Annotated in this window: 8 protein-coding genes; 2 read left to right on the top strand and 6 right to left on the bottom strand. The window is 61.7% G+C overall.

The window, feature by feature from the left end; all coding sequences use genetic code 11:
• Positions 1 to 347, bottom strand: a 347-nt coding sequence (locus tag AC2FMM_RS18365) for an FAD:protein FMN transferase (protein ID WP_496797357.1), incomplete at its 3' end; no start/stop codon positions are given.
• Between the two features lie 66 nt (positions 348 to 413).
• Positions 414 to 599 carry a hypothetical protein gene (locus AC2FMM_RS18360; protein WP_149776649.1) on the bottom strand — a complete coding sequence of 62 codons (186 nt, stop codon included), beginning with the start codon at positions 597 to 599 and terminating at the stop codon, positions 414 to 416.
• 120 nt (positions 600 to 719) lie between these two features.
• Between AC2FMM_RS18360 and AC2FMM_RS18355 the strand changes: the two genes are divergently transcribed.
• Complete coding sequence (locus AC2FMM_RS18355; RefSeq protein ID WP_496797356.1) at positions 720 to 1244, top strand: CBS domain-containing protein; 525 nt, start codon at positions 720 to 722, stop codon at positions 1242 to 1244.
• 7 nt (positions 1245 to 1251) lie between these two features.
• Here AC2FMM_RS18355 and AC2FMM_RS18350 read toward each other — a convergent pair whose 3' ends face one another.
• Positions 1252 to 2028, bottom strand: a complete 777-nt coding sequence (locus AC2FMM_RS18350; RefSeq protein ID WP_496797355.1) for a metallophosphoesterase — start codon at positions 2026 to 2028, stop codon at positions 1252 to 1254.
• 135 nt (positions 2029 to 2163) lie between these two features.
• Here AC2FMM_RS18350 and AC2FMM_RS18345 point away from each other — a divergent pair, with 135 nt between their 5' ends.
• Positions 2164 to 3183, top strand: coding sequence for a GDP-mannose 4,6-dehydratase (locus tag AC2FMM_RS18345; RefSeq protein WP_496797354.1), 1020 nt, complete (start codon positions 2164 to 2166; stop codon positions 3181 to 3183).
• 36 nt (positions 3184 to 3219) lie between these two features.
• Here AC2FMM_RS18345 and nqrF read toward each other — a convergent pair whose 3' ends face one another.
• From nqrF to AC2FMM_RS18330, 3 genes are read right to left on the bottom strand one after another with little or no spacing between them, the layout of a single operon-like run.
• Positions 3220 to 4440 carry an NADH:ubiquinone reductase (Na(+)-transporting) subunit F gene (gene nqrF / locus AC2FMM_RS18340; protein ID WP_496685462.1) on the bottom strand — a complete coding sequence of 407 codons (1221 nt, stop codon included), beginning with the start codon at positions 4438 to 4440 and terminating at the stop codon, positions 3220 to 3222.
• A 12-nt stretch (positions 4441 to 4452) separates the two neighbouring features.
• Positions 4453 to 5061 carry an NADH:ubiquinone reductase (Na(+)-transporting) subunit E gene (gene nqrE, locus AC2FMM_RS18335; protein ID WP_170453916.1) on the bottom strand — a complete coding sequence of 203 codons (609 nt, stop codon included), beginning with the start codon at positions 5059 to 5061 and terminating at the stop codon, positions 4453 to 4455.
• Complete coding sequence (locus tag AC2FMM_RS18330; protein WP_093963366.1) at positions 5061 to 5714, bottom strand: NADH:ubiquinone reductase (Na(+)-transporting) subunit D; 654 nt, start codon at positions 5712 to 5714, stop codon at positions 5061 to 5063. The genes nqrE and AC2FMM_RS18330 overlap by 1 nt, the downstream gene beginning before the upstream one ends.
• Between the last annotated feature and the right edge of the window lie 67 nt (positions 5715 to 5781).

The raw sequence follows: 5781 nt of genomic DNA, 5'->3' as shown, positions 1-5781 counted from the left end.
GGGCCAAGCGTCACGTCGAACACGCCGCCGCTTTGTTCGTGCACCTGGTTGGCCGCCGCGATTACATAGGCGAATTCTTTCGACACCGGCATCGGGTCGGTGCTGGCCGAGGCGGAAAAGACCGAGACCTCGGAATTCGGGTCCCAGTTGGACATCTTCGCGTTCACCTGCGCCAGCGTTTCCTCCACGGCGGCGGACAGGGCATCCGCGTCCAAATCCTCGCCGATTGCGGTGACGTAATAGGTGGTTCCCATGGTTTCACCCGACAGGCGAACAACCTCGGGTTCCTTGTCGAACAGGCAGCCAGCGACGAACAGGGTCAGGGCCAGGGCAAGCAGTCGGCGCATCGCGTGATCTCCGGGTAATGTTTCGTGGCGCGTATGCCAGCGCCCCCAGTCAGAGTCAAACCGACCTCAGACCTTCAGTGGCAGAAAGCCAAGCGCCAGCAGCCCGATCGCCGCCGGCAGACCGAACAGCCAAGCGCGCTTCTGCCAGCCCGGGGGCTGCTCTTTCCACAGTTTGCGGAAGTTGTGGCCACAGACCACCACCCCGAAAAAAATCAGCGCGGCAACGGCAGGGGTCAGATGCAGGTTCGACACGCGGCCCGGGTTTCCTTTTGGTCTGGCGCGGTTGCGCGGGTTTCGCGAAATTGCACCCTATACAGGTGCGCATCCTGGGGTAAGGTGAAAGGACAGCACCAGTGAAGGAGGAGACCGCCCATGGCCCCAAGCTCTTACCAGCCCCCGACGCGCGGCGACAAGCCCGAGAGCGCAACCTACAGCCAGTCGGTCGATTCGAATCTGTCGCAGACCCAATCGACCGTGGCGAAGCTGCTGGAAGGCAAGGGCGAAGACGTGATTGCGGTTCGACCCAATGACACGATCCATACGGTCGTGCAGATCCTCAAGGACAAGCGCATCGGCGCGGTCGTGGTCACCGATCAGAACGGCGCGCTGCAGGGGATCCTGTCCGAGCGCGACATCGTGCGCCGTATGGCCGATACGCCGGGCCAGACCCTGCCTCAGTCGGTTCAGGACCTGATGACGCGCGAGGTGCGGACCTGCACACCGGACGACCTGCTGATCGAGGTGGTGAAAACCATGACCGAAGGCCGATTCCGCCACATGCCGGTTTTGCGCGACGGGCATCTGTGCGGTGTCATCACAATCGGCGACGTGGTGCAATTCCGCTTGAAGGAACTGGAATACGAAGCCCTGCGCATGAAACAGATGATCGTCGGCTGACCGGCAGTCAGGTCTGCACCGGATCGGTGCACAGGAACCGGACCGTGCCGGGCCCGATCTCGGCCGCCGTCAGCCGACCCGTGGCAAATGCGCCCGTGTCGATCGAGATCACCCGGTTGCGCACGCATGGTTCCGGCACGATCGTATGGCCGTGGACGACCCACTGACCGTCCGAACGCGGCTTGCCCGGAAAATCTCCATGCCCCCACAGGCAGGTTCCACGAGCCTGGTCGTCGGGGTCCGAACCGGGGTTCAACGCTGCGTGCACGACGGTCACGTTTCCCGTCGTCCAGCACAGCGGCCGGGCGTGCATCCACTCAAGCAGCGGCGCCCCCATTTTCTGTTCCAGCCGTCGGGCGGCGCGCACCGCGTCGTCGGGCGTCAAGTCCAATGCAAGATCCGTCAGCCCGAACGAGGCCAGCGTCTGCCGCCCGCCATTGTGCATCCACAATCGACAGGTTCGCCTGGGCCGTTGAAGGAACCGCAGCAGCAGGTCTTCGTGGTTGCCCAGCAAGCAGATCACCTGCCGGTCACGGGCTTGGCTCAGGTGCTGCAGGTGGCGCAGGACCTGGGCGCTGTGGTCGCCGCGGTCGACATAGTCGCCGACGAACACGATTGGCAGGTCTTGCTGCAGCTGACCCAGGATCTGCTGCAGCAGATCCAGCCGCCCATGGATGTCACCCACGGCGTAGAACCGTTGCCCGGGCGCCAGCGTGGCCAGTGCGTCGGACGGGTTCGTCCCGCCGGGGCGCGAAACAAGCGACTTGAGCCAGGAAAAAATCATCACCCGCAGTGACTATCCCGAAGACCCGCGCCCGGCAATGCTCAACGGCCCTGACGACCCCGAAAATCTCCTTGACCTCGGCCGTTCGAAAGGGTCCCTGATGGTTGGACCACGGGGTTTGCGGACGGAGCTTGAATGAAACGGGTATTGGTGACGGGAACGGCGGGGTTCATCGGGTTTCACCTGGCACGACTGCTGTTGTCCGAAGGGTTCCGGGTGCATGGCTATGACGGGATGACCGACTACTACGACGTCACGCTCAAGCAACGCCGGCATCAGATGCTGCTGCAGACGCCTGGCTTTTCCGCAACCGAGGACCTGCTGGAAAACCATGACCGCCTGATGCAGGTCGCCGAGGAATTCCGACCCGAGATCATCGTTCACCTCGCCGCGCAGGCGGGCGTGCGCTACAGCCTGGAACATCCGCGCAGCTACGTGGACTCCAACGTGGTGGGCACGTTCAACGTGATGGAAGTGGCGCGCACGCACAAGATCGAGCACCTGCTGATGGCCTCCACCTCCTCGGTCTATGGCGCGAACGAGGACATGCCGTTTTCCGAGCTGGACAAGGCCGACCACCAGCTGACCATCTATGCCGCCACCAAGAAGGCGAACGAGGCGATGGGCCATTCCTATGCCCATCTTTGGGACCTGCCGACCACGATGTTCCGCTTCTTTACCGTCTACGGAAACTGGGGGCGGCCCGACCTGGCCTATTTCAAGTTCACCGATGCCATCCTGCATGACCGGCCCATCGACATCTACAACAACGGCGAGATGTACCGCGACTTTACCCATGTCGATGACCTTGTGCGCGGCATCCGCCTGCTGATCGATGCAGTGCCCGAACGGCCTGCGTCAAAGGCGGATATCGCCGAGGGCGACAGCCTGTCGCCCGTCGCACCCTTCCGGGTGGTCAATATCGGCAATTCCAACAAGGTCCGGCTGATGGATTTCATAGAGGCGATCGAGGAAGCGGTCGGCAAGAAGGCCATTCGCAACTACATGCCGATGCAGATGGGCGACGTGCCCGCGACCTGGGCCGACACCTCGCTTCTGCAGCGCCTGACCGGGTTCAAGCCGCAGACCGACATTCGGGACGGGATGAAATCCTTCGTGGCGTGGTACCGCGACTATTACGGCATCGGCGCATGAAAAAACCGGCGCTCTGGGCGCCGGTTTCAAGGTTGGTCATCCGCCGAAATCGTCCAGCATGATGTCTTCGCGGTCCACGCCCAGTTCCAGCAGCATGTTGATGACCGACTGGTTCATGATCGGCGGACCACACATGTAGAATTCGCAGTCCTCGGGTGCCGGGTGATCCTTGAGGTACTGCTCGTACAGCACGTTGTGGATGAACCCGGTGAAGCCCTCCCAGTTGTCGCCCGGCTGCGGGTCCGACAGGGCGACGTGCCATTCGAAATTCTCGTTCTCGGCGGCCAGCTGGTCGAAATCCTCGACATAGAACATCTCGCGCCGCGACCGGGCGCCGTACCAGAAGGTGATCTTGCGCTTGGTCTTCAGCCGCTTGAGCTGGTCGAAGATGTGGCTGCGCATCGGGGCCATGCCCGCGCCGCCGCCGATGAACACCATCTCCTTGTCGGTGTCACGCGCGAAGAACTCGCCGAACGGTCCCGAGATCGTGACCTTGTCACCCGGTTTCAGGTTGAAGATATAGGACGACATCTGGCCCGGCGGGATGCCCTCGGAGCCCGGCGGGGGCGAGGCGATCCGCACGTTGAGCATGATGATGCCCTTTTCCTCGGGGTAGTTCGCCATCGAATAGGCGCGCTCGATCGGTTCGCTCACCGTGGACTTGTACTGCCACAGATTGAACTTGTCCCAATCCTCGCGGTACTCCTCGGCGACGTCGAAATCCTTGTAGTCAACATCGTGCGGCGGGGCGGCAATCTGGATGTAGCCACCGGCGCGGAAATTCACATCCTCGCCTTCGGGCAGCTCCAGCACCAGCTCCTTGATGAAGGTCGCCACGTTGTCGTTCGACCGGACGGTGCATTCCCATTTCTTGACGCCGAAGACCTCTTCGGGAACCTCGATCTTCATGTCCTGCTTGACGGCCACCTGGCACGACAGACGGTCGCCGCAGGCGGCCTCGCGCTTGGTGATGTGGCTTTCCTCGGTCGGCAGGATCGACCCGCCGCCTTCCAGGACCCGCACCCGACATTGTGCACAGGTGCCGCCGCCACCGCAGGCCGACGGAACGAAGAGTTTCTGAGCCGCCAAGGTCTGCAGCAGCTTGCCGCCCGCAGGCACCGAGACGGTTTTCTCACCGTTGATGGTGATGTTGACGTTGCCTGTCGAGACCAGTCGCGAGCGCGCCACCATAATGATGGCTACCAGCGCAAGAACGATCAGGGTGAAAAGGACAACGCCGAGCGAGAAAGTTTCCATGCCCCTGCCCCTTTACAGTTTGACGCCCGAGAAGGACATGAAGGCCATCGCCATCAGACCTGCGGTGATGAAGGTGATGCCAAGGCCCTGCAGCCCGTCGGGGATGTCGGAATATTTCAGTTTTTCGCGCACGCCCGCCATGGCGGTGATCGCCAGCGCCCAGCCAAAGCCCGAAGACAGGCCATAGGTCGCGGCTTCGGCAAAGTTGTAGTCGCGTTCGACCATGAACAGCGAGCCGCCCAGGATGGCGCAGTTCACCGTGATCAGCGGCAGGAAGATCCCCAGCGCATTGTAGAGCGGCGGGAAATACTTATCGAGGATCATCTCGAGGATCTGCACCATCGCCGCGATCACGCCGATATAGGAAATCAGACCCAGGAAGGTCAGGTCCACGTCCGGGAACCCGGCCCAGGCCAACGCGCCCGGTTTCAGCAGATAGTTCAGCAGCAGGTTGTTGGCCGGAACAGTGATCGCCTGCACCAGCATCACCGATATCCCCAGACCCAGCGCCGTCGAGATCTTTTTCGACACGGCGATAAAGGTGCACATGCCCAGAAAGAAGCTGAGCGCGAGGTTTTCGACGAAGATGGCCTTTACGGCCAGTGAGATGAGCCCTTCCATCAGTGCGCCTCTACCTGCTGGATCTTGTATTCACGTTCTTCGACCTGGTTCGGCTTCCACGTGCGGAAGGCCCAGATGATCAGGCCGATGATGAAGAAGGCCGACGGCGGCAGCAGCAGCAGCCCGTTGGGGACGTACCAGCCGCCGTTGTTCACGGTCTCCAGAATGGTCACCCCGAACAACGAGCCCGAGCCGAACAGCTCGCGGATGATACCCACCAGCATCAGGATCAGGCCATAGCCCATGCCGTTGCCCAGACCGTCGATGAAGGACGCCACGGGCGGGTTCTTCATGGCAAAGGCCTCGGCCCGGCCCATCACGATGCAGTTGGTGATGATCAGGCCCACGAAGACCGAAAGCGTTTTCGAGATCTCGAAGGCATAGGCCTTGAGGATCTGGTCGACCAAGATCACCAGCGACGCGATGATGACCATCTGCACGATGATCCGGATCGAGCCGGGTATCTGGTTGCGCAGGCATGAGATGAAAAAGGACGAAAACGCCGTCACGAACATCACGGCCAGCGACATCACGAAGGCCACTTGCAGCGAGGAAGTTACCGCCAACGCCGAGCAGATGCCCAACACCTGCAGCGTGATCGGGTTGTTGTCGACAAGCGGGTCGACCAGCAGATCTTTCTTGGTCTGTGACATCAGATCTCTCCTGCTTGCAGCTTGGTCAGGAACGGAGCATAGCCCGCGTCCCCCATCCAGAATTTCA

Source organism: Ruegeria sp. BHSC043, assembly GCF_059612985.1.
The sequence above is the reverse complement of the archived record's forward strand: the minus strand, read 5'-3'. Positions and strand labels throughout refer to the sequence as shown.

Coding starts and splice junctions, on each gene's coding strand:
- AC2FMM_RS18355 (WP_496797356.1), top strand. CDS start 720: ATGGCCCCAAGCTCTTACCAGCCCCCGACGCGCGGCGACAAGCCCGAG.
- AC2FMM_RS18350 (WP_496797355.1), bottom strand. CDS start 2,028: ATGATTTTTTCCTGGCTCAAGTCGCTTGTTTCGCGCCCCGGCGGGACG.
- AC2FMM_RS18345 (WP_496797354.1), top strand. CDS start 2,164: ATGAAACGGGTATTGGTGACGGGAACGGCGGGGTTCATCGGGTTTCAC.
- nqrF (WP_496685462.1), bottom strand. CDS start 4,440: ATGGAAACTTTCTCGCTCGGCGTTGTCCTTTTCACCCTGATCGTTCTT.
- nqrE (WP_170453916.1), bottom strand. CDS start 5,061: ATGGAAGGGCTCATCTCACTGGCCGTAAAGGCCATCTTCGTCGAAAAC.
- AC2FMM_RS18330 (WP_093963366.1), bottom strand. CDS start 5,714: ATGTCACAGACCAAGAAAGATCTGCTGGTCGACCCGCTTGTCGACAAC.